This window comes from Nitritalea sp. (genome assembly GCF_054166705.1).
Window position 1 is genome coordinate 216789 of record NZ_JBSZCV010000008.1, and the last position, 24369, is coordinate 241157.

Sequence of the window (24369 nt, forward strand, 5' to 3'; positions counted from 1 at the left end):
ATTGCTTATTTTTTATTGAATTGATAAGTTATGCCTAAGAAATAGGAGCGGCCATAGCCCATCGGACGCTCTGGCCCCCCTCCATGTGCACCACCGTTTTGGGCTGTGCTATTGATTCGACCGATGTCCATCATATTTCGGACACCGCCCGTGAGCATCAAGTGTGTGCCTATCGGCTTGGTTAAGGTAAGGTCCATCCAGTGGAAGCCTTCCAGTAAAATCTCTCGAAATTCCGGATTCTCCGCTGTGCTATCCACCGTCTGCTCGAATCCCGGAAGGGCTCCGTTATACTTGTAAAACACATTTAGCCCCAGATCCCAGATCGGCAGCTGCACCATCAGATTTGCCGTCACCTCATTCGCCCAGACAAAACTTGGAAGCATCAAGCCCTCCACCCCTTGGCCGATACGGTTAAATCGACCAATCCGGGAATATCCTACATTTCCGCTCACCGCCCCCTTGCTAAAACTCTGCGTAAAGAGCCAGCCCGTCGTGCGGAAACGCTCCACATTAAATAGAGTCGTGATACGCACATCCCGAGGATCTACACCAAAAGCGATCTGATTCCGCACATCGTTATAAAAGAAGCTCAGATTAGACGTGCTTTTCCACCCGAAGAACTGATAATTCTGGTACTGCAAGGATCCATTAAAGGCGTCCGAAATTTCTGCCTGCAGGTCAGGATTACCGCGAATACTATGACTGGCGTCAAAGAAATCGAAATACATCTCTCGGATGGAAGGAGCACGGAACCCTTTGGCGTAAGCCAAACGGAAATCCAATCCCTCCCTCAAAATAAATTTGGTGTTAAGGGAAGGTATGAAAGGCGGGGGAGAAAAAGCAGTATTATAAGCACTGCGAATTCCAGGACGAATTTTTATGCGAGGCGTCGGACTCCACTCAGCCGACAAAAAGGCTGCATAGTCACCGATGCCCTCATTTTCTGAAATCCGATCCCCGACACCATCTTCCACATTTATGTCGATACCGGGCTGGATGTTCAACTTATCATGTACCTGCCAGCTCCCTAGCATCCTCCAGGTCAAGCCATTATACAAGAGGCGAGCTTGAGCACCAGGTGCCTGAGAAAGAAAGCGCTCCCCCGTGCGGACATTGGTGACAGTTACCTCCGTATCCCGTGTAAAATGGGTATAGGCACCTTGCCAAGAAAGTTTAAAACGACCAGGCAAGTTTAAAGCACCGTTTAAGCGATGCATCTGTCTGTTGGTAATGAAGTTTTGATCGATCCACTCCAAACGACTTTCGGGCCCTGGTGAGAAAATATCTTCCAGCATATAATCCACATGGTAATCTAGGGTAAGGATCCCCTTTGTGTAGTTCAGGCCCGCATTCGCGAAAAACTGCTCGCGCGGTAACCAGTCAAACTGCCTGCCCTCGAAGTCCCCCCGCCAGCCGCCAAAACTATTAGATGAGATGCCAGCATTAAAGCCGATCGAGCCGAAACGACCCGCACCACTGATGCTGCGGAGGTGATTCCCACGGCCGAAGAAAGGCTGATACTCGGTGCCGACAGTCTCCTCCTGAAGACGTGCAGAAAGCGTCCACTGGTTTTGCTGCAAGCTACCCGAACCTGCCTTGGTAATGATGTTAATCACACCCGCTAAGGCGTCTGCACCGTAAATGACGGACATAGGACCCTCTACGATCTCGATCCGTTCGATTTGATTGATGTCGATTTGATTGATGTTAATCTCATTCGACACCCCCTGCCGACCTACCATCGGCACCCCATCAATGAGGATTTTAACGTTTTGGCCGGAAAGGCCATTTAATTCCAAGTTACTCGCCCCTAGCGCATTATCCTGAGAAAAACGAATACCTAATTCTGTATTTAGCACTTCCTGCATGTTTCCAGCCGCACGCTTTTGGATGACCGCCTTGTCGATGCTGCGCACCTGATAAACCGACTGCCGCGCAGATTGCGCTTCGAAATTTCCCGTGACGACCACTTCCTCTAAATCCGAGATACGCTCCTTGAGGAGAATTTCCACAGACGCTCGGCTAGAGTCTATGCGCACTTTAAGCGGTTCGAAACCTGCCGCAGACACCTCTACACGAGCAGCTACCTGTTCTAATAAAATCTCCGCTTCACCATTTTCATCCGTCACCACGCCACCGCCAGATTCTAGCCGTATCGTAGCAAAGGGTATTCCCGCTCCCTTCTGATCCTTTACCTGCACCCTTGTCAGCCCCTCAGCAGCAGCCGGCAATAGAGTCGATAGAAAAACCAAATGGAAAATGAAAACCCATAAATTGATTTTATTTAGATTAAATCTACACATAAGCCTCAAGAAAAGCGGGTGAAAGCCACCCGCTCTTTTCCACAACATTAAACCAAGCTATCAATTATTTTTTTCCACGTCTCGTTTTGAGCCAGACCCGGCTTGCGTAAGCCGAAAAACTGTGCGATCATCTCTCCGGTAGCATCAAAAAGCTCCACAGAGGAGACCAATCCATCTGTCGTTTGCTTATGCACCACCCAGGCGGAAGCTACTTGCTCCTCGTTCAGGTGCATGTTGAAATCAGGATCCATAACGTTCAGCCAAGTGCCAAACTGCTTGATATTTTTTACCTTACCCTGATGAATCTGGATATTGCCCCTGTTGCCTGCAAAAATCATGATGGGCAGTTGCTGCGCCGCAGCCTCTTGTAAAATCGTGCGCACCGCTTCTAGTCGGTCCACGGGATAAGCCCATGGCTTGCCGATCAGTTTTAAAGCCTCCAGACGATGTACATTAAAGGTCTTCAGCATGCCGAAAAAGTCATGGGTATCCTTCATGTTTTCCCATGCCGTGCGGAAAGCTGGAACGTCGATCTCCTCCGCGTAAACAGGGGTGGGATAAGGGGCTAGCGCAAAGTCCTCACCCTGGTCCTCCGCTGCATAGGTCGCCACGAAATCATCAAAAGCATCTAAGTTAGACTTCGACTGCATAAAAACCTTCAAGACGGCCTGTCCTTCTCCATCGAAGTACTGCAAGCTACGCATTACCCCCCGCGGGCTATCCTGCACTACGGCAAAACCATATTTCCAGCCCGACAAAAAGACACGCTGCTCGATAGGGCCGATGACCGTAGCCACAACCTGGGGCATAGCACCATGCAAGGTGATTTTTTGAAAAGGACCTTTGTGCTCAAGCACACAACCCTCATTACGCGTGAGCGCCATCACCCTTCCGAAAGTTGGAAATTGTTTCAACTGCTCATCGAAAGCAGCAGTTAAGCGGGTCACACCTTCTCCTAATTGCGTCGTCAGCAGCTCCAGTTCGGATACGCCCAGCTGTGCCGCGGCATCTCGAATACGCAGTTGGGGTGAAGCTGCTTTCAATTCGGCCCAAGCCTGCTTTAATGCCTCCGTGTTAGGCGTGTTAGGCGTTTTAATCGTCGTTTCCATAGTATCTTATGCTAAATTTTTATTCCAATTTTTAACTGTGTGGGGGATGCTATGCACAGACAGCATGCCCATGTCCTGGCGGCTTACTTCGATAGGATGATCGAAGAGCTCGGCCAGACGCGCGCTGGTCATCATCTCCGCAGTGCTCCCTTGACCGAGCAGCTCCCCTTTTTTTAGGAGTACGACCTCATCGGCGTAGTTGGCTGCCAAGCTCAAGTCGTGTAAAATCGCTATTACAGCGATATTACCCTGCCGCATGCGTTTAAGTAGATGCAAGATATGATGCTGCTGGGCGATGTCCATCGAAGAAATAGGCTCATCCAGCAGCAGGTAGCGCGGAAAGGGCTGCGGCTCCAAGAGCTGCGTCAGCACACGTGCCAGCTGCACCCGCTGCCGCTCACCACCCGATAGTTGATTGTAAAATTTATCGCGGAAATGGAGGACCTGACACGCCTCCATCGCTTCTTCTACTCGTTCTTGGCCACGACGGCTTTCACTTGCCAGCAAGCCCAGTTCGACCACTTCCTGTACCCGAAAGGGAAAGGTCAGTGTGCTATGCTGCGGCATGACCGCGCGTACGCGTGCGAGGGCTTTTGCCTTCAACCCACGGAGCGGCTGAGCATTATACAAGACCTCCCCTTTGGCGCAAGCCTGATCCCCAGACAATAGGCCGAAAAGGGTGGACTTTCCCGCACCATTCGGACCTAAAATCACCGAAAATTTCCCTGGACTGAACCGAACATCTACCTGATGGACGATAGTCCGCCCACCTATATGAGCACTTATCCCCTTCGCTTCTAACATGATGTGGTACGTTTTACTTGCATAATCAAATAAATAAAAAAAGGCGCCCCGAGGAGGGCTGTGATGATGCCGATCGGAAGTTCAGCAGGCGCCACCAGCGTACGCGCGAGCAGATCCGACAGTGTGAGCAATAAGGCTCCGAGTAAGAAGGAACCCCCTAAGACCAGACGATGATCGGCCCCTTGCCACATGCGGATGAGGTGGGGAACGATAAGCCCCACGAAGCCGATGGTGCCCGTAAATGCCACGGCAGTTCCTACGATCAGGGCGCTGCAGAGCAGCAAAATTCCTTTCACACGCTGTACATCTATCCCCATATGGAAGGCCTCCTGCTCCCCGATCGCCAAGGCATTTAAAGCCTTATACTGACTGAGGATCAAGGCCATAGCCGGAACCATAAAGAGGAAAGCGAGCTGAAACTTGTCCCAGTTGGCGCCCCCTACATCTCCTAGACTCCAGAAGGTAAAATTGCGCAGCGCCGCATCGTCCGCATAATAGATCACGAGCCCGATTAGAGCACCTGCCAGCGCATTTAGCGCCACCCCCGCTAGGATCAGCAGGGAGATATCGGTTTTGCCGCCCAGGCTTCCCAGCCGATAGACGAGGAAAGTGACCAGGAGCCCCCCTAAAAAGGCCGCCAGTGGAAGTAGAAAACGGATCGGTACTGCTGCCACCAAAGGAATTAGCGGACCAAATACGATCAAAATGACAGCAAATAATGCCGAACCTGCGCTTACACCGATCAAGCCGGGCTCTACGAGCGGGTTCCGAAAAAGCCCCTGAAGGGAAGCCCCCGCTATCCCTAAGCCTCCCCCCACTAGGGAAGCCAAGAGCACCCTCGGAAGGCGAAGATGTACTAAAACGTGTAGATCCTGCGCCTTAAATGCATGATGTTCGATACCTATACCCTGTAAAAACACCGCCCACATACGCTCTGCATCTATCCCGTAGGCTCCACGCGCCATGCTAAAAAGAAGCATGAACAGTAGCGCCAAGCCTAGCACAGCGAAAAAGCGAGCGGCTTGATAAGATTTCGTATCGGTAGCGCGTAGTGTTTTCATATCAATTTGCAGGGTAAGTGGCTTCCGCCAGTTCTAAAGCCGCCTGCGCTACGCGCGGACCGAATCCTGATAAGTAGTGTCCATCAAAGGCCAGTATATTTCCCGAGGTGTAGGCCCGAAGATGCTCCATGCCACGGATATTACGTAGACCTTCCCGACCGCCCATAGCCTGAATGCCTGAGTCAAACAACAGGATGTAATCAGGGTCTATTTCCAAGAGCGCTTCGGGCGTTAGCGGAACAAAGTCCTGAAAACCTAAAGCGGCCGGCTCTGCTCCTGCCATGCGTATCATATTTTCCGCAAAGGTGTCTTTTCCCGCTATAAAAACCGTCTCCGGCCCGCGCGCCATGATAAACAGCACCCGCGGAGCCTCTCGCTCCTCCTGCTGCTTGAGAAAAGCTGCTAAAGTCTTCTCCCCCTCCTTCAAAGTCGCCTGCAATGCTTTCGCCTTATCAGCCGCTCCTAGAAAATCCCCTATCTGAGCGATGGCCGCATAAGTCTCCTCCACATGTTTCGGCTTCGCAAAAAATGCCAACTTAATTCCCGTGGCTTCCAACTGCGAAACGACATCATCGGTGAGATACCCTTCCTCCGCCAGGAGCATATCCGCCCCGAGCGCTAATATCCCCTCCGCTTTAATTTGATTACGATAACCGATACTAGGGAGCTCCTGCATCTCTTTCGGATAGGTAGAGGTGATATCCGTTGCGATAATGTGCTCCCCATACCCTAAAGCATGCACGATCTCAGTAACCGTTCCACCCGCAGTAATCAGTTTTCCGATCGCCTTTCCCTCCCCCAGTTGCTCTGCGGGTTGGTTTTGGCCGCAGGCCAAAAGGAACAAAAAGCATACAATCCAAAGCCCTCTCATTTATTTAGATTTAATTTTAATAATGCAAAGATGCAGTGTGTTTAGATTAAATCCAAATAAGTATTAATTGAAAAAATCTATTGGATTTAAGAAGCCATTTAAGAGGTAAATGGCAGATTTATTGGGGTTTATCTGGTAAAAAAAATGGAGAAAAATATAAACCTAAACTCCCTCTTTACGTAGCCGGAATCGACTTTTGACAGTTGGGACCTAAGCAAGCACGATCAATGACACCTTCAGAAAATCAAGCATACTGTCGTACAGGGATTGGACCTACTAGGCACAAAGGATAGAGACGCTGTACCCATAGTGTGTGGCGGCTAAAAAATGGAGAAGAAGTATAAAATTTTTCCAGAAGTCCTCTTTTGTATAGCTATTGACCAAGTTAACCCCCCTGTTTAGAAACAATTCCGTATTTATTACGGCCATATCCTTTCGCATTAAGCTTTTATAATTAATTTTGCATGCGAGTTTAAAAACACGTCATTCCTTTTTTACATCAATACATTAAAATGGCAAATATTGGTAAGATAACGCAGGTAATTGGTCCAGTGGTGGACATCTCCTTTGAAGGGGGAAAATTACCTAACATCCTGGACGCCCTCGAGGTAGTAAAGGAGAACGGTCAAAAAGTGGTTTTAGAAGTGCAGCAGCACTTAGGGGAGAACCGCGTGAGAACGATCGCGATGGACTCTTCTGAGGGCATGGTGCGCGGCATGGAGGCGAAGGATTTAGAAGGCCCTATTTCTGTTCCTACTGGCGAAGGTATCAAAGGGCGTCTCTTTAATGTAGTAGGTGAGGCGATCGATGGGCTTCCTCAAGTAGAAAACACCAAACGTCTACCTATTCACCGCTCTGCGCCTTTATTTGAAGACCTGTCTACATCCACTGAGGTACTTTACACAGGGATTAAAGTTATCGACCTAATCGAGCCATATGCGAAAGGGGGTAAAATTGGATTGTTCGGAGGTGCCGGAGTAGGAAAGACGGTATTGATTCAGGAACTCATTAATAATATCGCGAAAGCGTACTCTGGTTTATCTGTATTCGCCGGTGTAGGAGAGCGTACCCGTGAAGGAAATGACCTTCTGCGTGAGATGATCGAGTCAGGAATCGTAACCTATGGTGATGATTTCGTGCACAGCCTAGAAAATGAAGGAGGTTGGGATCTTTCTAAAGTAGACCTAAAGAAATTAGAAGAGTCTAAAGCGACCTTCGTATTCGGTCAGATGAACGAGCCTCCTGGGGCGCGTGCTCGGGTAGCCTTGACAGGTCTAACGCTTGCAGAATATTATCGCGATGGTGAGGGTGATGGCCAAGGAAAAGATATTCTTTTCTTCATCGACAACATCTTCCGCTTTACGCAGGCCGGCTCTGAGGTATCCGCGCTTTTAGGACGTATGCCTTCTGCGGTAGGGTATCAGCCGACGCTAGCGACGGAAATGGGTGCCATGCAGGAGCGTATTACCTCTACGAAAAATGGCTCTATTACTTCGGTTCAGGCTGTTTACGTACCTGCAGATGACTTAACAGATCCAGCGCCAGCGACTACATTCGCTCACCTCGATGCTACCACCGTACTATCACGTAAAATCGCTGAGTTAGGTATTTACCCTGCTGTAGATCCCTTGGATTCCACTTCCCGAATTCTATCTCCAGACATCCTCGGAGACGAGCATTACGGATGTGCCCAGCGCGTGAAAGAAATCTTACAGCGTTATAAAGAACTTCAGGATATCATCGCCATCCTCGGTATGGAAGAATTATCGGAAGAAGATAAGCTAGTGGTACATCGTGCGCGCCGTGTACAGCGTTTCCTTTCTCAGCCTTTCCACGTAGCGGAGCAGTTTACAGGCCTTAAAGGAGTTCTTGTAGACATTAAAGACACCATCAAAGGATTTAACATGATCATGGATGGTGAGTTAGATCACCTACCCGAAGCAGCCTTTAACCTCGTAGGTAGTATCGAAGATGCCATCGCCAAAGGGGAGAAAATGCTCGCTGAAGTAAAATAAGGAATCCGCATGATGCAACTTGAAATCGTAACACCTGATAAAAAAATCTTTGAAGGTCAAGTAACAGAAGCTACTTTCCCAGGAGCAAATGGTTCCTTTCAGGTCCTCCAAAATCACGCTGCTATCGTTTCCGCACTCGCGAAAGGGGTAGTGGCATACAGTGGCCCTGCGGGCAAAGCCAGCATGGTCGTAGATGGAGGGGTCGTAGAAGTGAAAGATAATAAAATCGTTCTTCTCGTAGAAAAAGTGCTTTCCTAATAACAGGAACACCGTTAAACAACTAGCCACACCCCTAGTGGGCAGGCGATAGGAGCGCGTAAGTGAAAGGTTCTTTTTTACTTACGCGCTTTCTTTTTTTCGCCCTACTAAGCCCTAATGCGAAAGGGTGCTTGGGTCGAACGGCTATCCACTTATTTCCACTTCCCGAAAGGATTTAGCATATTATACTGGTTTAACCTTTGGGGAATAAATCCTTTTCACTACCTTTGCAAGCTGAAAGGAGGTGTATACATATGATCGTAGTAAACGTAAAAGAAAACGAGTCTATCGAGAAAGCGCTGAAGCGTTTTAAAAAGAAGTTCGACAGAACAGGTGCTATTAGAGAACTAAGAGCGCGTCAGCATTTTGTGAAACCTTCTGTAAAAAGAAGAGATCAAGTCATCAAAGCGGCTTACAAGCAGCGTCTTCAAACCGAAGCAGGCCAGTAAGTTTTTCTATAAGACGAACACCTACGCACGATTCAGGAAACACTCCAGAGTCGTGCGTTTCTTTTTTCCTAATTCCATTCTCTTAGCGCTGAAACTTTTACCACCCACTACGGCCCTTAGCCCACCTGATGCCTTGCTAAAGAAGTAGGATTTCTGCCCGAAATGCACTACCTTAAGGAAAGAATTAACCCGTATGGCATGGTTGACAGCTTTCTGAATCACCTCATCTACGAAAAACGCTACAGCGCACATACGTGTACGGCTTATGCGACAGACCTCAAGCAGCTAGGGCAGTTTCTGGAAGAATACTACCCGGAGCAGTCCATTACTCACTGCAGTCATCGCGAGCTGCGCGCCTTCATCATTCACATCGTGGATAGCGGGATTCAGGCCCGAAGTGTCAACAGAAAAATCGCTACACTAAAATCCTTTTACCACTTCTGTCTTCGAGAAAACCTGATCAGCAGTGACCCCACCCTGAAGCTTCAAAGCTTAAAAACAGCACGGAAATTACCCGAATTCATTTCCGATGCCGGCATGGAGAGCCTGCTCCATGAACTTCCCTTTCCAGATACCTTCGAAGGTAAGCGCGACTATACGCTTCTAGCTACTCTTTACTATACCGGTATCCGACTTTCCGAGCTGCTCAGCTTACGCTGGGAATCCATTTCGATCCCAGAGCAGCAGCTAAAAGTATTTGGTAAAAGAAAAAAAGAACGAATTATACCTATACCTAATCCACTTTTAGGGAATTTAATTTTGTATAAAAAAGAATACGAAAAAACGTTTTCGAATATCAATAAGAGTGATTATTTTATCGTTAAGAATACAAAAGAACCACTATATCCCATGAAAGTTTACCGCATTGTTCGGCACTACCTCCACCACGTGGCTCAGACCACGAAGAAAAGCCCCCATGTGCTGCGGCATACTTTCGCGACCCATCTCTTAAATAAAGGGGCAGACCTAAATGCCGTAAAAGAACTCCTCGGTCACAGCGGACTCGCCGCTACACAGGTCTATACCCATAATGCTATCGAGAAACTAAAGGCGGTGTTTGATCAAGCACATCCTAAAGCTTAATATACGTTTAACTTAAATTTGAATACTATGAAACTTCAAATGCATTCCATTCATTTCGATGCCGATCAAAAATTAATCGACTTCGTTCAGAAAAAAGCCGATAAGTTGGACACTTTCTATGATCGCATCATCGACGGTGAAGTTTTTATGAGACTAGACAAAAACGAAAACAATGAAAATAAATTAATAGAAATTAAACTAAACGTCCCTGGAAAACAGCTCTTCGCCAAAAGTCAGGCAGACTCTTTCGAGGCAGCAGCAGATGATGCCATAGAAGGCCTCCGCCGTCAAATCAAAAAGTTTAAAGAAAAAGCTGTGCTGGCCAGACAGTAACGTTACACTGCTACATCACCCATTTTTTCTACAAAAGCCTCCCTTCCGGAGGCTTTTTTTTCGACCTTTGGGAAAATTTAAACCCATGGACCAGAAAAACTCTCCCTATTTTCGCCTCCTCCTGCTCACCATCGTCATCAGCTCCCTGCTTAAAATTGCCTTTTTCGCTTTCAGCGGCCTCTCCATTTTCACAGAAGAAGCCCAATACTGGCTCTGGTCGAAACACCTCGACTGGAACTACTACTCCAAGCCACTCCTTATCGCGCTCTATAATGCCCTCAGCAGCGCGCTTCTCGGAGATACCTGGTGGGCCATAAAGGCCAATGCCCTCCTCTTCCATGCCGCCACCCTCCTTATCTTCTACCGCCTAGCCTTGCGCTTCCTAAGCCCGAAACAAGCGTTTATCGCCAGCCTCTTGCTGCTCTGCAGCCCCTTCCTTCACATCGCCTCCCTGTTCCACACCACCGACTCCTCCCTGTACTTTTTCTGGACTCTCGGACTCTATCTTTCGGTTAAAACAATCGAACAGCCTGTCCTGAAAAACTGGGCCGCACTCGGACTTTGCCTGCTGCTCGGCATACTTTCAAAAAACATTATGGTGCTCCTCCTTCCTACATGGGCACTCTTCATGACCCTGCAGGCACCGGGTACCTGGAAAAAACCAGGCCCTTACCTCATGCTCGGCATCAGCCTGCTCTCCCTCATCCCTGTACTCTACTGGAACCTCCAAAATGATTTCGTAACCTTTCGTCATGTCGGCACCCTCGGCGGTGTGGCGGGTACCAGCACAGGCCCTTCACTCCTTGCCCGACTGGGTGAGTACATCGGTGGGCAGCTGGGCTTCTTCTCCCCCTTTTACCTGCCCCTGCTCGCGCTTGCCTTGAAAGACCTCCGTTACGAAAAATCCCCTTCCCTACGCTTCCTACTCTACAGCAGTAGCATCACCTGGGTCCTTTTCCTACTCATCGCCATACAGAAACCCGTCTATGTGAACTGGCCCGCCTTCGCCTGGTTCCCGATCCCGATTCTTATCCTCCGCAGCATCGGGCGCAGAGCGCCAAAGTGGAGGTCTTACACCTATGGCGCACTCGCACTCAACACCCTGCTGCTCTACACCCTATTCTTGCTCCCACTCCAAAAAAATACAGAGAGCCCCTGGAATCGCCTCGTTCCCCCGGCCAAAGACCCATTTAAACGCCTGGCTGGCTATGAAAGCCTGGCCGAAGAAGTGGATCGCCTCCTCTCCGAAAACCCCGGAAAACCCTACTTCGTCTTTAGTGATGACTACCACACCGCCTCGTCTATGGCGTTTTATTTGCGCCAACAGCCGCAAACCTACGTCATCAACATGGGCAGGAGAATGAACCAATTCGATCTCTGGCCTGGAATAGAGCAGTATGAAGGACAGGAAGCCATCGGTATTTACCTAACACGGGCCGCAGCGATTCAGCCTGCCGTTCATGCGGGGTTTGAACACGTACAGCACCTCAGCTCCTTCCCCATCCGCTACCGTGGAGAGATACTGCACCACTTCCAGATCGGGGTGTTCGAAAACCTCATCCACATCCAGGAATTCGATACCAAAACCTATTGACAGCAGCCACACAAAGCACGGCTCCAACTTCAGCAGTATAGCCAGGAATTAATTGCTATATTTGCGCTTCATTCGCCCACATCTTGTTTTGTGAAAATTTTGTTTTATGAAAAGCCCCACCCTGTCAGTTGTCATTACCGTATATAATGAAGAGGATAACATCCAGCCACTGTTAGCCCAAACCTACACGGCTCTAGAGGGGATCGACTATGAAGTTATCTTAGTAGAAGACGGCGCCACCGACCGCACCGTAGAAGAAGTAAAAAAATACGCCAATAGCCGCACCCGCCTGCTCATTTTTAATAAAAACTACGGACAGACCACCGCACTAGCCGCAGGAATCGATGCGGCTACAGGTGCCTACATCGCCACTATGGATGGCGACCTCCAAAACGACCCCTCAGACATCCCCGGCATGCTAAAAAAAGCCATGGAAGAAGACTGGGACGTGGTCGCTGGCCGCCGTGCAAATCGCCAGGATGGCTTCGTGCTGCGAAAAATCCCCAGTAAAATCGCCAACTGGATCATCCGAAATACTACCAAAGTATACTTAAACGATTACGGCTGCACGCTTAGAGTATACCGAGCCCACATCGCACAAAACATGGGCTTGTATGGCGAACTGCACCGCTTTATCCCCGTATTAGCCAAACAAGAGGGTGCCCGTATGACCGAAGTCGATGTCAAACATCACCCACGCATCCACGGCACTTCTAAATATGGACTTAGCCGCACCTTTAAAGTGATGGCAGACCTTATTTTAATGCTGTTCTTTCAGAAATATTTCTTACGTCCCATTCATATCTTCGGCTCCTTCGGTCTGCTGGCTCTGTTCATTGGCGTTTTGATTAATATCTACATGCTCGCCCTGAAGATCGCGGGAGAAGACATCTGGGGCAGACCCATGCTCCTACTTGGCTTTATCCTCTTTATCGGGGGTATCCAGCTGATCACTACCGGACTCATCGCAGAGGTCATCATCCGCACCTACTTCGAATCTCAAGACAAGAAAACCTACCGCATTAAAGCCGTCTATCAGGGTGAACACGAAAGCGTTTAAACTTATCCTCAAGCTGGCCCTCACCGCCCTGGCGCTCTACCTCGTTTTCCGCAAAATCGACACCGCAGCGCTAGGGGGCCTTTTGCGCCAGCTTCACCCTGGCTACCTCCTTCTCGCTTGGCTGCTGTTTATCGCCAGCAAAGTCCTCACCGCCTTCCGCCTCCATGATTACTACCGAGCCCTTCAGATTCCCATAAACCGCGCCGACAACTTGCGCCTATATGCCATCGGCATGTTTTACAATCTATTCCTTCCTGGAGGCATCGGTGGAGATGGCTACAAAGTATATCTCTTAAAAAAATCCGGGCAGACAAGCTTGCGACACCTTCTCCAAGCCACACTCCTAGACCGACTGGGGGGACTTGTGGCCATCTTCGGCCTTCTCTTCCTGCTGGGCTTTGGCCTGCTCGAACCCCTAAGCCGCCTCCTGCCCGCTACACCCTACTTGCTCGGGGCAGGAGCACTCCTGTTACTCCCCCTTTGGTACGGCGCCCATCGCCTATTTTTTATCCCCTTTATCGGCAGCTTTTGGTCCGCAAATGCCTATTCCTTTGGCGGTCAAATCGCCCAGCTGGGCAGCGTCTACGCCCTCCTCCTGGCCCTAGGCATTCCAGACGGCCACTTGCCCTATCAGTTTGTCTTTTTACTCTCCTCCATGGTAGCAGTTTTACCCCTAACCATCGGCGGAGTAGGTGCCCGCGAGCTGGTCTTCATCTATAGCCCAGACTACCTGGCCATCGATACCCCCGTGGCGGTGGCCTTCTCCCTTCTCTTCTTCCTTTTATCTGCCCTCACCTCCTTGAGTGGTGCTTTTTTTGACGTCCCGGAGGGACAAAGGGCACACAAGTCCCCCCCATCGCCTTCATGAGGAACCTCCAGGAGCACCTAAAAAAACACTTAGCCCTGCTCGGCTGCCATCCGATCGATCAGCGCACGCATAAGCGCATCGAAGTAAGCCGCCTGATCCGGTCCAAACCATGACATATCACGTGCCTCATACACCGGCAAATCATACCAGGCATCTACCGTCACGTATCCTGTGTAGCCTCCATTAAAACAAGAAAGCGTCAGCAGCAGTCCTCGCTCCTCTGCGTAGCGCGCCCAAGTCGGCATCAGCATGCCCGAAACCTCCGCAGGTAAACTGACATGCAACCAGGCGCCCTGCCGCATCGCCTGTACCCGCGCACCCACATCACCAAAAAGCCAGCGAAACACCCAGGGGCGTAAACTAATATGCCGATGGATTCGATACTGAGGCGCACGCAGGGGCAGCGGAAAATCCATGACCTGCAAGGCCCCTGCCGCGACCTCCTGCACGGGAACATGAAGTACTGCCTGGCTGAGCGCATGCGCATACCGCTCCATCGCCTGCCGACTGCGCTCCTCTACGCCCGCCCCATGACTGCCCACCGGCCCCGCTAAAAAAAACGCCTGTCGGTGCTTCTGTGCCGACACATGCTGCACCAGGAGCCCCGGATAATCCCCCGATAGCCCCATATAATCCGAAGGCAAAAGCGTGGGATGTGCCTGAAAATACAGCATATCCAGCGTATCTGCCTCCTGACGAAGCTGAACCTGACGCAGCATAGGATCTACCTCCGCCTCCGGAAAAACCCTGTTGACGACGAAGTCCGGCAGGGCCTTTTGGCCGTAGGCCAATGTATACGGTGCCAGCTGCTCCCTTAGCTGCTGGTAGAGCTTCTCACTCTGCGCCTGCAAAAAGGCAACAAAAGCAGGATCATAGCCCCCAAAGGCAAACTTGCCCGCCAACCCCGGCACCGTGCCGCCTGCCCCACTGTGGGTATGCGTGGCCGAAAAAAACAACTGCAGCTCTGGGTTATCGGCGCGCACCTGGGTAGCGATTTTTTCTGCCAAGTGCGGGTGAACCAGCATCAGCTCAAAGTTCAGCCAAAGAACTTCCCGGCTGCCTGCACGAAATAGTAAGCCCCTAAGGTAAGTAGAGTCGGCGACGAAGGTATAAGGCCCCCGTGACCGGTAGCCCAGCAGCGCTACGGGCACCTCCGAGGTCATGGAAATTTGGCCCCAGGCCGCTTCTAAATCCCCTTCGTCGCCGTAAAGTTCTGTTTCCGACACCAGACGTAAAGCCTGCTGATAAAAATCCGTCTCCTCCAAGGCCTGCCGATCCACGGGACTAAGCAGCGCCAGTAGCAGAAGCAACAAGAAGCCCAACATAAAGCCTAGGCTTCGAAGCAGATGGAATAAAATGGAGCGCTGTTTTTTCATGCCTAAAAAAAGGCCCGAGGGCCTTTATCGTGTTAAACCGAATACATTTAGAAATAGTGGTAAGTACCATGTTCGCCTTTCACCGTTACCTGCTTGACAGGGGCTGCCTCCACGCGGCCGATCACCTGCGCCTCAATCCCGAAGGACTGACTGATACGGATGATGTCTCCTGCTATTTCTTCAGGAACATACAGTTCAAGGCGATGCCCCATGTTGAAGACCTTATACATCTCCTGCCAGTCTGTGCCGCTTTCTTCTTGTATGATCTTAAAGAGAGGGGGAGTGGGGAAAAGGTGGTCTTTAATCACGTGTAAACCTTCGATAAAGTGCAGCACCTTCGTCTGGGCACCCCCGCTGCAGTGCACGATGCCTTGGATCTGGCTGCGAAACTCTTTTAGCACCTCCACCATCACGGGGGCATAGGTACGCGTAGGAGAAAGGACTAGCTGCCCCAGGTCCACACCCAGCTCTTCCAGTGGATCCGTTAGACGAAAGGAACCTGTATAGACCAGGTCTTCGGAAAGGCTGGGGTCAAAACTTTCCGGGTATTTAGCTGCCAGCTCATGATGAAAAACATCATGGCGGGCGGAGGTGAGCCCATTACTGCCCATTCCACCATTATACTGCGTTTCGTAGTCGGCCTGTCCATAGGAGGCCAGCCCTACGATGACGCTACCTGCCGCTATCCGATCGTTACTGATCACATCAGCACGTTTCATCCGACAGGTAACGGTGCTGTCCACGATGACAGTGCGCACCAGGTCGCCGACATCTGCAGTCTCGCCACCCGTAAGCAAGACCTGCACCCCATGTGCACGAAGCATCTGAAGCACTTCTTCTGTGCCCTGAATGAGCGCCTCGATCACCTCTCCAGGAATCAGGTGCTTGTTGCGCCCGATGGTAGAGGAAACCAAAATATTATCGACTGCACCCACACAAAGCAGGTCGTCGATGTTCATGATGATAGCATCCTGCGCGATTCCTTTCCAGACGCTCAGGTCACCCGTTTCTTTCCAATAGAGATAGGCCAGGCTGGATTTAGTTCCTGCGCCGTCAGCATGCATGATGTTACAGTAGTCCGGATCGCCGCCGAGGACATCTGGCACGATTTTACAAAAGGCCTTCGGGAAAAGCCCTTTATCCAAGCCTGAAATGGCCCGATGCACATCTTCTTTGGCAGCCGAGACACCGCGCTGCATATACCTCTCGTTCATAAGCTAAGCATTAATCCTTACAAAGGTACACATTTCTAACGGAGGCTGCCTAAGGCACTGAATGAAATCTCCTCACGAAAGCCCGAAAAGGCAGTAACCGTTCAGGGAGTATTTCAGAAGGGAAACTACTTATGTTAAGAAGTTTTCCTAAATTTACGCCCTGTAAGGAAAAGCCTTAGTATTTACGTGTAAAACGAACCCTATGCCATACTTATTTACTTCGGAGTCCGTATCCGAAGGACATCCTGATAAAATCGCTGACCAAATTTCCGACGCTCTTATTGACCATTTCTTGGCCTTTGACCCCAAATCAAAGGTGGCTTGTGAAACTCTCGTGACCACAGGTCAGGTAGTTTTAGCGGGAGAGGTGAAGTCAGATACGTATTTAGATGTACAGCAAATCGCCCGTAATGTCATCAACCGCATCGGTTACACAAAGGGAGAATACATGTTTGACGGAAACTCTTGTGGAGTTCTTTCCGCTATCCACGAGCAGTCTCCTGACATCAACCAAGGAGTCGATCGCGAAAACCCGGAAGAACAGGGGGCAGGAGACCAAGGAATGATGTTCGGCTATGCCACACGCGAAACAGATAATTACATGCCGCTGGCACTCGACCTTTCGCATAAAATCCTGAAGGAACTGGCTGCCATGCGTCGTGAACATGATGCCATAAAATACCTACGCCCAGATTCTAAGGCACAGGTAACCATCGAATACAGTGACGATAATGTACCACAGCGTATCGAGGCGATCGTTATCTCGACGCAGCACGATGATTTCGCGGATGAACCGACTATGCTGGCTAAAATCAAGAAGGATATGATCGAGCTTTTGATCCCACGCGTGGTAGCGCAGCTAAAGCCGGAAAATCAAAAGCTGTTTACAGATAAAATCACCTATCACATTAACCCTACAGGCAAGTTCGTGATCGGGGGACCGCATGGCGACACAGGCCTCACAGGCAGAAAAATCATCGTAGACACCTACGGTGGAAAGGGTGCACATGGCGGAGGTGCCTTCTCGGGTAAGGATCCTTCTAAAGTGGATCGTTCCGCCGCTTATGCCACACGCCACATCGCGAAAAACGCCGTAGCTGCTGGTATAGCCGACGAAATGCTCGTACAGGTTTCCTATGCCATCGGGGTAGCCAAGCCGATGGGCATTTATGTTAACACCTACGGCACGGCGAAAGTGGGGCTTAGCGATGGGGAAATCGCACAGAAAATCAGCGAAATCTTCGACATGCGTCCTTATGCCATCGAAAGCAGGCTGAACCTACGCAATCCTATCTATGAGGAAACCGCAGCCTATGGCCACATGGGCCGTGAGCCTGAAATCGTAACGAAAACTTTCCGGACACCCGATCAAAAGGAGTTGACCCTCGAAGTAGAACTCTTTCCATGGGAGAAATTAAACTATGTAGATACACTACGAAAAGCATTTGGAATAGCATAAAATTAAGGCGGCTCGGGATGAGCCGCTTTTTTTTATCCTTACTTTTATGTAAATTTTGTGTTTATCGGATTTTTTTAATGCTTCGTCGAATAGCTGGACTTATGCTTCCAAGAATCCGCTTTATTTCGCCCAAATCATCACCCAAACTATGAACCGCTGGTCTTTTCTTTTTTTCCTCATCAGCTGCTGCGGCCTTTGGCTTGGAAGCGCGACACACTCTAGTCAGCAGGTACAAGCACAGACGGCACTTGAAACTCTGGAATTACCGAATGGACGCTTCCTACTAAATCGCTACACACGCGTCACCTCAGATATACGCCCAGGCGATAACCAGCTACGCGTCGCAAACTTATCCGAACTGAACCGCGATGCAGTGCCTTACCTACCTCCAAATATCCAAACACCCGCGGGAACTTTTGCTACGAACACTCTAGCACCGGGAGACCTGATCATGCTGTACCAAGCACAAGGGGCAGAAATCGATACCGTAGAACAAATCCAGCAGTTCGGACGTGTCACGCAGTTGAATGGAGCTGGAAATTACGAGTTTGTCGTCGTTTCTGAGGTGCAGGGCAACTTGGTTTTACTTACCTGTGGCGTAGAAAAAACCTACGTCGCGAATGCGAACGTTCAAGCCATCCGCGTACCCCGTTTTCGTAATTTGCGCGTGAGCGCGGGAGCAGAAATCGTCTCCATCCCTTGGGGTGCAGAGGCCTTTGCCCCCGGCAGCAGTCCCGAGTCCATGGCACGCCGCCGCGGAGGGGTTATCGCCGTGGAAGCCGATAACGTAGAGATCGAAGGCCAGATCAATGCCGTCGGTGCAGGATTTCGGGGTGGCATCGTCAATAACCTCACCTCAGCGGCTGACAGCAGCTTCTGGACGGCCTTAAAAACCCGAAACGCCGCACGCGGGGCCATGAAAGGAGAAAGCGTAGCCGGCTGGGGGGAGCGCTATAACACCCTCTTTGGAGGGCAGTTCGGGCGTGGCGCTATCGCCAATGGCGGTGGCGGAGGGAATGCGCATAATGCCGGCGGTGGAGGTGGCTCGAATGGCGGAAATCCCGATGCCTGGTTTCGCGGCGCCGGTGTCATGAATGATTTTGGTAGCTGTGGCAGCCCCGGTGCCTGGGCTTTAGACCCAAATTATATCGCAAATGGAAATCGCCTAACCAATTCTTCCGGTGGAGGACATGGGGGCTACACCTTTACAAATATAAATCTAGACGCTTGTACGAATGGCCCCTCCTATCCCGCTAATTTTATCGCCCCAGGAATTCCTGCGCAAGATGTATTCGCACCTTGGAACAGGGCGAAACGCGATGCTGTCGGCGGCCTAGGAGGACGCCCCCTGGCACTTACAAACCCTGAAAATACCGCCTATCTAGGTGGCGGTGGCGGTGCCGGGGAGGGAAATAACAGCGCCGCAGGTGATGGAGGTGCTGGAGGGGGCTTTATCCTCCTACTAGCGAACCAAGTAACCGGTAATGGTACCATCACCGCAGATGGAGCGCCCGGAGGAAATACACGGAACACCCATCTCGACGCAGCCGGCGGGGGAGGGGGAGGCGGAACCATCGTCGTCCAAGCCGACCGACTGGAAAACGGTTTGCGCCTCAGCGCAAATGGAGGTAGAGGGGGAGACCAACTGATACTCCTCGTGGAATCCGAAGGCCCGGGCGGCGGTGGCGGCGGTGGACGAATCCTGCTAAATGTCCGCCAGGATAATGCGAATAAAACCGTGAATGGAGGCCGTAATGGTGTGACCAGCTCCGTCTCCATGACGGAATTTCCCGCTAATGGCGCCACAAGTGGAAATAGCGGAAGCATCGCCACCTTCACCCGAACCATCGGACTATCGGACTGCGCGGACCTGGCCATAGCTAAAGTCCTCGAACAGCCTAACCAGCTGCTTGCCGTTAACGACACAGTAGCCTTTCAGATCATCTTAACCAATCTAGGCCTGAAAACTGCGAGCTCCATAGAGGTGCGCGAGAACCCAGGATCCGGCCTCGCCCTGCTTAGCGCAGTGCCAGAACGCGGCACCTACACAGCGCCCTTCTGGCGTCTGGACAGCCTAGCGGTAGGCGACACTGTACGCATGCGCGTCACAGCGCGCATCCGAAGCACTGGAAATTACCTAAACGAAGTTCAAGTTAGTGCTGCCACCAATGACCCCGATCCCACAAATAATGTGGCTTCCGTCCTACCAGCCCTTGCGAATGCCCTTATCGCCACCGATGACGACTACCGAAACTTTCCGGCATCCAGCGGTGGAGGTCGGCTTCTTCCCTTCAGCATATTAGAAAATGATCAAGTAAACGGAGTGGTCGCGTCGCCTGAAAGTGTCACCTTCCGCCTGCTAAACCCTCCTCCCTTTATCCGCCTAAATGCGGCTGGAGTGCCTGAAATACTGCCCGGAGCACCTCCTGGCGCTTATAGCGTCAGCTATGAAATCTGTGAACGAGCGAATCCGGCCAACTGTAGAACGGCTCAAATACTCTTTCTTGTCGTAAGTAACCTTATCGAAGCCCAAGACATTGATTTCGGCACCTTCCCGCTGAACCATGAAGGTTTTATCGGCATCGCTACTGCCAACGATCGCCTGAATGGCATCCCAATTCGGGCAAATGAATTCACCTTCACACTGCTGGATGCCGGTGGACTCGTAGGCATCAGCCAGTCCCCTGATGGCGAGCTTTTTCTGCTGCCAGGGCTAAATCCCGCAGGGACCTATCTGCTCAGCTACCGCATCTGCGAAACGAACGATCCAGCGAATTGTGACGAGGCCACGATCCTCTTACGCCTAGAAGACCCGCCGATCGATGTTTCGATCTTAAAAGTTAGCGAACAGGCAGATGCCTGGCAGGGAGAGACCCTTGTCTACCGCATCACCGCCAGTAACCTGAGCCCAGTTAGCGGGACACAAGTGCGGATCGAAGACATCCTGCCCAACTCCCTGCGCTTTATCAGTCAAGAAATAGCAGAAAATGAAAACGACCTCACCCTACGCTTCGAGCAGGAAAATGAGCGTAGCCTAAGTTGGACAATCGACGAATTCCCCGCCTTCAGCACGGTCACCATCCGCCTTACCGTAGAGGTGCGTCGCGCTGCCGATAACAGACCCTTTATTCTCCAAAACACCGCCTCCATTGCCGTGGAGCAAGAAGAAACCAATGTGGCCAATAATAGCTCTACCTCCGCCGTCATCGCCGATATCTTCTTTATCCCAGACATCATCATCCCGAATAACTCCGGCCGAAACGATACTTGGCGAATCCGCGGCCTAGCACGCTTCCCCTCAAACCGCGTCGTCATCTTTAACCGCTGGGGCGATCATGTCTTCGAGATGACTAATTATAACAACAGCTGGAATGCTCCCGGGCTCGTCTCCGGCACCTATTACTATATCCTTACCGTCACTACAGAAGAAGGCGAGGAACGCAATTTTAAAGGTTGGATCCAAGTAAACCAAGCACCATGAAGCAGCACTTAAGCGTATACCTCCTCATGCCTCTGCTGCTCCTGCTGGCCTTCCCTACCGCAGCGCAGCAGTTGCCACAGTTTAGCCAGTACCTGTTTAACCCCATCCACGTAAACCCCGCCTATGCCGGCTATAAAGCAGAAGGCTATGCCCAAGGTACTTTCCGGGATCAGTGGAGCTCTTTCCCCGGCGCACCACGCACCCTCTCCTTCAGTGCAGACTTCAGCGCTAACGAAGGACGCATGGGCATGGGACTCTCCGTATTCCACGATGAAATCGGCCCCACCGCCAATAGCCAGCTGACTGCCACCTATGCCTACCGCATCCAAGTGGGCGAAAAACAGTTTTTGTCCGCAGGACTCAGTGCCGGCTTGGGCTCCTACCAGCTACGCGCCGCCTTTAACGCCTTCGACCCCGATGACCCCGACATCCCCGGGCAAGATATGCAGGCTTTTACCCCCCTGATGCATCTCGGCATTTTCTACCATAGCGAATATTTCTTCGGTGGCATCAGCGCCTATAATCTGCTGGCGCAAAGCACCCTACAGCGACAAGAATTTCAGCTTGCCCTCGCCGACCCCCATTTCTTCCTGCTCCTCGGCGGCCTCATTCCCCTGCACCCCGACGTGCAGCTGAAGCCCTCCATCCTGATAAGAGAAGTCCAGGGAGCTCCCCTTCACTTTGACCTAAACGCGCTTTTTCTGCTGAAGTCTCGTGTTTGGGTGGGAGGCTCCTACCGGAGCAATGTGCGCGCAGGGAAAGAAAACCTATCCCCCACGCTTAACCGCCGAAATGCAGTAGCCGCCATCGTGGAAGTATTTATAAGCGATGGGCTGCGGCTTGGCTATGCCTATGACCACAACCTAAACGCACTCAGCGACCTGCGCTTTAACTCCCATGAAGTGTCCCTAGGCATTTACCTATCTCCTAAAAACATCCAAATCCGAGATTCCAGATGGTTCTAAACGCTACGATACGCTTCTTTCTTTTGATCGGCCTACTCGCTGCGGCCCTAGGAGGAAACAGCCTAAGCCTGGCGCAGCAAAATCCGCTCTTCAGCACAGACTATACAGAACTCCTCCAGCAGCAAAGAAACTTTCAGCAATCGCTGGAACTTTCGCTTAAGAATTATGAGAAAAAAGCTACTGGACGTGAGGCCCGACGCATTGCAGCGCTTTACGACACGCTCCACCGATACCCAGAGGCCTTCGACTGGCACCAGCGTATCATCAAAGAGCATCAGCCGGAGCGCGAAGATTACCGCGCCTACGTCCGTGCAGGAGCGCGCCTGGACATGCCCGTCCTCCGACTCGAGCAGCTCCTGGGAAGGTCAGGCTATCGCCTTTCCCAGTTGGAAGCCGTGAACATGGCTTTTATGCGTGCCGCCCAAGCCGCAGAACCCAGCGTAAACCTAGAAGCCGACAGCAGCCTGAACAGCGCACAGAGCGACTTCGGGCTGCGTTACGACAGCCGCGGCATCGCCTACTGGAGCAGCGACCGCGGCATCGGAGGAGAGACTAAAAAACCGCTCATCCGCATCGACTTGAAAACCAAAAAGCCAACAGCGGATTTCTATGCACGAAATGGACGTGACTACCTCTGGATCTACCGTAAAACCCCGGAAGGAACGCCTGAAAAGTTGGTTTTTGAAGACATGGAATTTCTCATGACCAAGGACCCTAGCATAGCCCAAAACAGTAGCTCTATTTTCTTTACCGCCGTAGAAAAAACCGCCTGGAAGCGGAATAGCGTCCAGCATCCGGGTATCTACAGAGGCCGCTTAGGTGCAGACGGCATCGTGCGAAACATCGAATCCCTGGCCATAAACGATCCCCGCCAACATGCCACCCAGCACCCACACCTGGATGAAGCGAATAACTACCTCTACTTTGCCAGCGACCGGGATGGAGGCTTCGGTGGTTTCGACCTCTACCGAGTGGCACTAAATCCCGACATGAGCACGCAGGGCCTCCCCGAAAACCTCGGCGAAATCATTAACAATGCCGCCCATCAAGCCTACCCCTTCCTTTTTGGTGAAGAACTATACTTCTCTTCCAACCAAGCGCCCAGCCTGGGTGGGCTTGATATTTTTAAGGCCTACATCGAGGAAAACAACTTCAGCCAGGTCCAAAATCTCGGCACACCCTTTAATAGCGGTGGAGATGACTTCGGATACTATCAAAACGAGCAAGGAGGCCTCAGCATCTCCTCCGATCGACTGCTACGCGAAGGTGCTGGAGATAATATCTATCGCATCGAAGATCGCCGCGTCTTCTTCACCGCACGATTCGAAGACTGCGCTGGCACTCTGCTGACCTTTTCCGAAGTCCCCGAACTGCTCGATCGCACGAAAGATCAGGAGCTGGTGCTGCGCAAAAACCGCGTAGGAGAATTCTTCACGGAGGTAAGCCTCGGAAGGGATTTTGCCCTAAAGCTCGACCTGCCCGGCTACAAAATCCTGGAGGACAGCAGCATCACCTCGAAAAACCTGAAGCTAAACTACATCGAAAGAACCTATCGCTTGCAGCCTGTCCTACAAGCCTTTACCCTGCTACAAGACACCATTTACTATGACCTCGACCGCTCCTTCATTCGTCCAGAAGCGGCAGAACGACTGGATCGCCTGGCTGAGGCCCTAAAACAATACCCCGAAACCACGCTGCACGTGGCTTCCCATACCGATTCCCGCGCGAGTGACACGTATAATGAAGCCCTCAGCGAGCGCCGCGCCCTGGCCGTACACGATTACCTCGCCCGACGCCATGGAATCCCCGCCAGTCGGCTGTCGATGGGCTGGTTCGGTGAGCAGCTCCTGCTAAAAGACTGTGGCGACGGCATACCCTGCCCAGAAGAGGAGCATCAGCTAAACAGGAGGACCGAGCTACGCTTGCAAGTAGACCCCGAACATCCCGTCCTGCAGCAAGACCCACGTTTCCGCGACTTAGATCCCTGCGACCCAGAAGCCTGGAGACGCTACTTTCGAGAGCGCTCCCAGAAGTGAAAAAAAACGTCTCCCGCTGTGTCAGCGGGA

At 51.3% G+C, this 24369-nt stretch carries 19 protein-coding genes; 12 read left to right on the forward strand and 7 right to left on the reverse strand.

Annotated features, from left to right (window positions below; translation table 11 throughout):
* Positions 1 to 5: 5 nt before the first annotated feature.
* From ACXIT9_RS04860 to ACXIT9_RS04880, 5 genes are read right to left on the reverse strand one after another with little or no spacing between them, the layout of a single operon-like run.
* Positions 6 to 2303 carry a TonB-dependent receptor gene (locus tag ACXIT9_RS04860; RefSeq protein ID WP_458055105.1) on the reverse strand — a complete coding sequence of 766 codons (2298 nt, stop codon included), beginning with the start codon at positions 2301 to 2303 and terminating at the stop codon, positions 6 to 8.
* A gap of 47 nt (positions 2304 to 2350) precedes the next feature.
* On the reverse strand, positions 2351 to 3412 hold the full coding sequence (locus tag ACXIT9_RS04865; protein ID WP_458055106.1) for a hemin-degrading factor: 1062 nt from the start codon (positions 3410 to 3412) through the stop codon (positions 2351 to 2353).
* A gap of 6 nt (positions 3413 to 3418) precedes the next feature.
* Positions 3419 to 4216, reverse strand: a complete 798-nt coding sequence (locus tag ACXIT9_RS04870; protein WP_458055107.1) for a heme ABC transporter ATP-binding protein — start codon at positions 4214 to 4216, stop codon at positions 3419 to 3421.
* Positions 4210 to 5277, reverse strand: a complete 1068-nt coding sequence (locus ACXIT9_RS04875) for a FecCD family ABC transporter permease (protein ID WP_458055108.1) — start codon at positions 5275 to 5277, stop codon at positions 4210 to 4212. The genes ACXIT9_RS04870 and ACXIT9_RS04875 overlap by 7 nt, the downstream gene beginning before the upstream one ends.
* A 1-nt stretch (position 5278) precedes the next feature.
* Positions 5279 to 6148 (reverse strand): heme/hemin ABC transporter substrate-binding protein, encoded by an 870-nt coding sequence (locus tag ACXIT9_RS04880; RefSeq protein WP_458055109.1) that lies wholly within the window; start codon positions 6146 to 6148, stop codon positions 5279 to 5281.
* Between the two features lie 512 nt (positions 6149 to 6660).
* Here ACXIT9_RS04880 and atpD point away from each other — a divergent pair.
* From atpD to ACXIT9_RS04920, 8 genes are all read left to right on the forward strand, one after another.
* The gene (gene atpD / locus ACXIT9_RS04885) at positions 6661 to 8163 is read left to right on the forward strand and encodes a F0F1 ATP synthase subunit beta (RefSeq protein WP_458055110.1); all 1503 of its coding nucleotides are present in this window, start codon (positions 6661 to 6663) and stop codon (positions 8161 to 8163) included.
* A gap of 9 nt (positions 8164 to 8172) precedes the next feature.
* Complete coding sequence (gene atpC, locus ACXIT9_RS04890; RefSeq protein WP_009053320.1) at positions 8173 to 8421, forward strand: ATP synthase F1 subunit epsilon; 249 nt, start codon at positions 8173 to 8175, stop codon at positions 8419 to 8421.
* Between the two features lie 254 nt (positions 8422 to 8675).
* Positions 8676 to 8870: a 30S ribosomal protein S21 gene (gene rpsU, locus ACXIT9_RS04895; protein WP_009053319.1), complete on the forward strand. Its 195-nt coding sequence runs from the start codon at positions 8676 to 8678 to the stop codon at positions 8868 to 8870.
* A gap of 198 nt (positions 8871 to 9068) precedes the next feature.
* Complete coding sequence (locus tag ACXIT9_RS04900) at positions 9069 to 9953, forward strand: tyrosine-type recombinase/integrase (RefSeq protein WP_458055111.1); 885 nt, start codon at positions 9069 to 9071, stop codon at positions 9951 to 9953.
* Between the two features lie 27 nt (positions 9954 to 9980).
* Complete coding sequence (gene hpf, locus ACXIT9_RS04905) at positions 9981 to 10286, forward strand: ribosome hibernation-promoting factor, HPF/YfiA family (protein WP_458055112.1); 306 nt, start codon at positions 9981 to 9983, stop codon at positions 10284 to 10286.
* Between the two features lie 85 nt (positions 10287 to 10371).
* Positions 10372 to 11880 (forward strand): ArnT family glycosyltransferase, encoded by a 1509-nt coding sequence (locus ACXIT9_RS04910; protein WP_458055113.1) that lies wholly within the window; start codon positions 10372 to 10374, stop codon positions 11878 to 11880.
* Between the two features lie 106 nt (positions 11881 to 11986).
* Positions 11987 to 12940, forward strand: a complete 954-nt coding sequence (locus ACXIT9_RS04915) for a glycosyltransferase family 2 protein (RefSeq protein ID WP_458055114.1) — start codon at positions 11987 to 11989, stop codon at positions 12938 to 12940.
* Positions 12921 to 13808, forward strand: a complete 888-nt coding sequence (locus tag ACXIT9_RS04920) for a lysylphosphatidylglycerol synthase transmembrane domain-containing protein (protein WP_458055115.1) — start codon at positions 12921 to 12923, stop codon at positions 13806 to 13808. Before ACXIT9_RS04915 ends, ACXIT9_RS04920 begins: the two co-directional genes overlap by 20 nt.
* Before the next feature lie 29 nt (positions 13809 to 13837).
* Here ACXIT9_RS04920 and ACXIT9_RS04925 read toward each other — a convergent pair whose 3' ends face one another.
* Both ACXIT9_RS04925 and ACXIT9_RS04930 read right to left on the reverse strand, forming a co-directional pair.
* Positions 13838 to 15184 (reverse strand): hypothetical protein, encoded by a 1347-nt coding sequence (locus tag ACXIT9_RS04925; protein WP_458055116.1) that lies wholly within the window; start codon positions 15182 to 15184, stop codon positions 13838 to 13840.
* A 47-nt stretch (positions 15185 to 15231) separates the two neighbouring features.
* Entirely contained in the window at positions 15232 to 16398 is a 1167-nt protein-coding gene (locus ACXIT9_RS04930) for an AIR synthase related protein (protein WP_458055117.1), read from the reverse strand.
* Between the two features lie 202 nt (positions 16399 to 16600).
* Here ACXIT9_RS04930 and metK point away from each other — a divergent pair, with 202 nt between their 5' ends.
* The 4 genes from metK to ACXIT9_RS04950 all read left to right on the forward strand — a co-directional run bounded on the left by metK (position 16601) and on the right by ACXIT9_RS04950 (position 24339).
* Positions 16601 to 17857, forward strand: coding sequence for a methionine adenosyltransferase (gene metK / locus ACXIT9_RS04935; protein WP_458055118.1), 1257 nt, complete (start codon positions 16601 to 16603; stop codon positions 17855 to 17857).
* Positions 17858 to 18005: 148 nt separating this feature from the next.
* Entirely contained in the window at positions 18006 to 21338 is a 3333-nt protein-coding gene (locus tag ACXIT9_RS04940; RefSeq protein ID WP_458055119.1) for a T9SS type B sorting domain-containing protein, read from the forward strand.
* The gene (locus ACXIT9_RS04945; RefSeq protein ID WP_458055120.1) at positions 21335 to 22303 is read left to right on the forward strand and encodes a PorP/SprF family type IX secretion system membrane protein; all 969 of its coding nucleotides are present in this window, start codon (positions 21335 to 21337) and stop codon (positions 22301 to 22303) included. The genes ACXIT9_RS04940 and ACXIT9_RS04945 overlap by 4 nt, the downstream gene beginning before the upstream one ends.
* Entirely contained in the window at positions 22294 to 24339 is a 2046-nt protein-coding gene (locus ACXIT9_RS04950) for an OmpA family protein (RefSeq protein ID WP_458055121.1), read from the forward strand. The genes ACXIT9_RS04945 and ACXIT9_RS04950 overlap by 10 nt, the downstream gene beginning before the upstream one ends.
* The last annotated feature ends 30 nt before the right edge of the window (positions 24340 to 24369 follow it).

Excerpts from the sequence above, each read along its gene's own strand:
- ACXIT9_RS04860 (WP_458055105.1), bottom strand. The coding sequence starts at position 2,303 with ATGTGTAGATTTAATCTAAATAAAATCAATTTATGGGTTTTCATTTTC.
- ACXIT9_RS04865 (WP_458055106.1), bottom strand. The coding sequence starts at position 3,412 with ATGGAAACGACGATTAAAACGCCTAACACGCCTAACACGGAGGCATTA.
- ACXIT9_RS04870 (WP_458055107.1), bottom strand. The coding sequence starts at position 4,216 with ATGTTAGAAGCGAAGGGGATAAGTGCTCATATAGGTGGGCGGACTATC.
- ACXIT9_RS04875 (WP_458055108.1), bottom strand. The coding sequence starts at position 5,277 with ATGAAAACACTACGCGCTACCGATACGAAATCTTATCAAGCCGCTCGC.
- ACXIT9_RS04880 (WP_458055109.1), bottom strand. The coding sequence starts at position 6,148 with ATGAGAGGGCTTTGGATTGTATGCTTTTTGTTCCTTTTGGCCTGCGGC.
- atpD (WP_458055110.1), top strand. The coding sequence starts at position 6,661 with ATGGCAAATATTGGTAAGATAACGCAGGTAATTGGTCCAGTGGTGGAC.
- atpC (WP_009053320.1), top strand. The coding sequence starts at position 8,173 with ATGATGCAACTTGAAATCGTAACACCTGATAAAAAAATCTTTGAAGGT.
- rpsU (WP_009053319.1), top strand. The coding sequence starts at position 8,676 with ATGATCGTAGTAAACGTAAAAGAAAACGAGTCTATCGAGAAAGCGCTG.
- ACXIT9_RS04900 (WP_458055111.1), top strand. The coding sequence starts at position 9,069 with ATGGTTGACAGCTTTCTGAATCACCTCATCTACGAAAAACGCTACAGC.
- hpf (WP_458055112.1), top strand. The coding sequence starts at position 9,981 with ATGAAACTTCAAATGCATTCCATTCATTTCGATGCCGATCAAAAATTA.
- ACXIT9_RS04910 (WP_458055113.1), top strand. The coding sequence starts at position 10,372 with ATGGACCAGAAAAACTCTCCCTATTTTCGCCTCCTCCTGCTCACCATC.
- ACXIT9_RS04915 (WP_458055114.1), top strand. The coding sequence starts at position 11,987 with ATGAAAAGCCCCACCCTGTCAGTTGTCATTACCGTATATAATGAAGAG.
- ACXIT9_RS04925 (WP_458055116.1), bottom strand. The coding sequence starts at position 15,184 with ATGAAAAAACAGCGCTCCATTTTATTCCATCTGCTTCGAAGCCTAGGC.
- ACXIT9_RS04930 (WP_458055117.1), bottom strand. The coding sequence starts at position 16,398 with ATGAACGAGAGGTATATGCAGCGCGGTGTCTCGGCTGCCAAAGAAGAT.
- metK (WP_458055118.1), top strand. The coding sequence starts at position 16,601 with ATGCCATACTTATTTACTTCGGAGTCCGTATCCGAAGGACATCCTGAT.
- ACXIT9_RS04940 (WP_458055119.1), top strand. The coding sequence starts at position 18,006 with ATGAACCGCTGGTCTTTTCTTTTTTTCCTCATCAGCTGCTGCGGCCTT.
- ACXIT9_RS04945 (WP_458055120.1), top strand. The coding sequence starts at position 21,335 with ATGAAGCAGCACTTAAGCGTATACCTCCTCATGCCTCTGCTGCTCCTG.
- ACXIT9_RS04950 (WP_458055121.1), top strand. The coding sequence starts at position 22,294 with ATGGTTCTAAACGCTACGATACGCTTCTTTCTTTTGATCGGCCTACTC.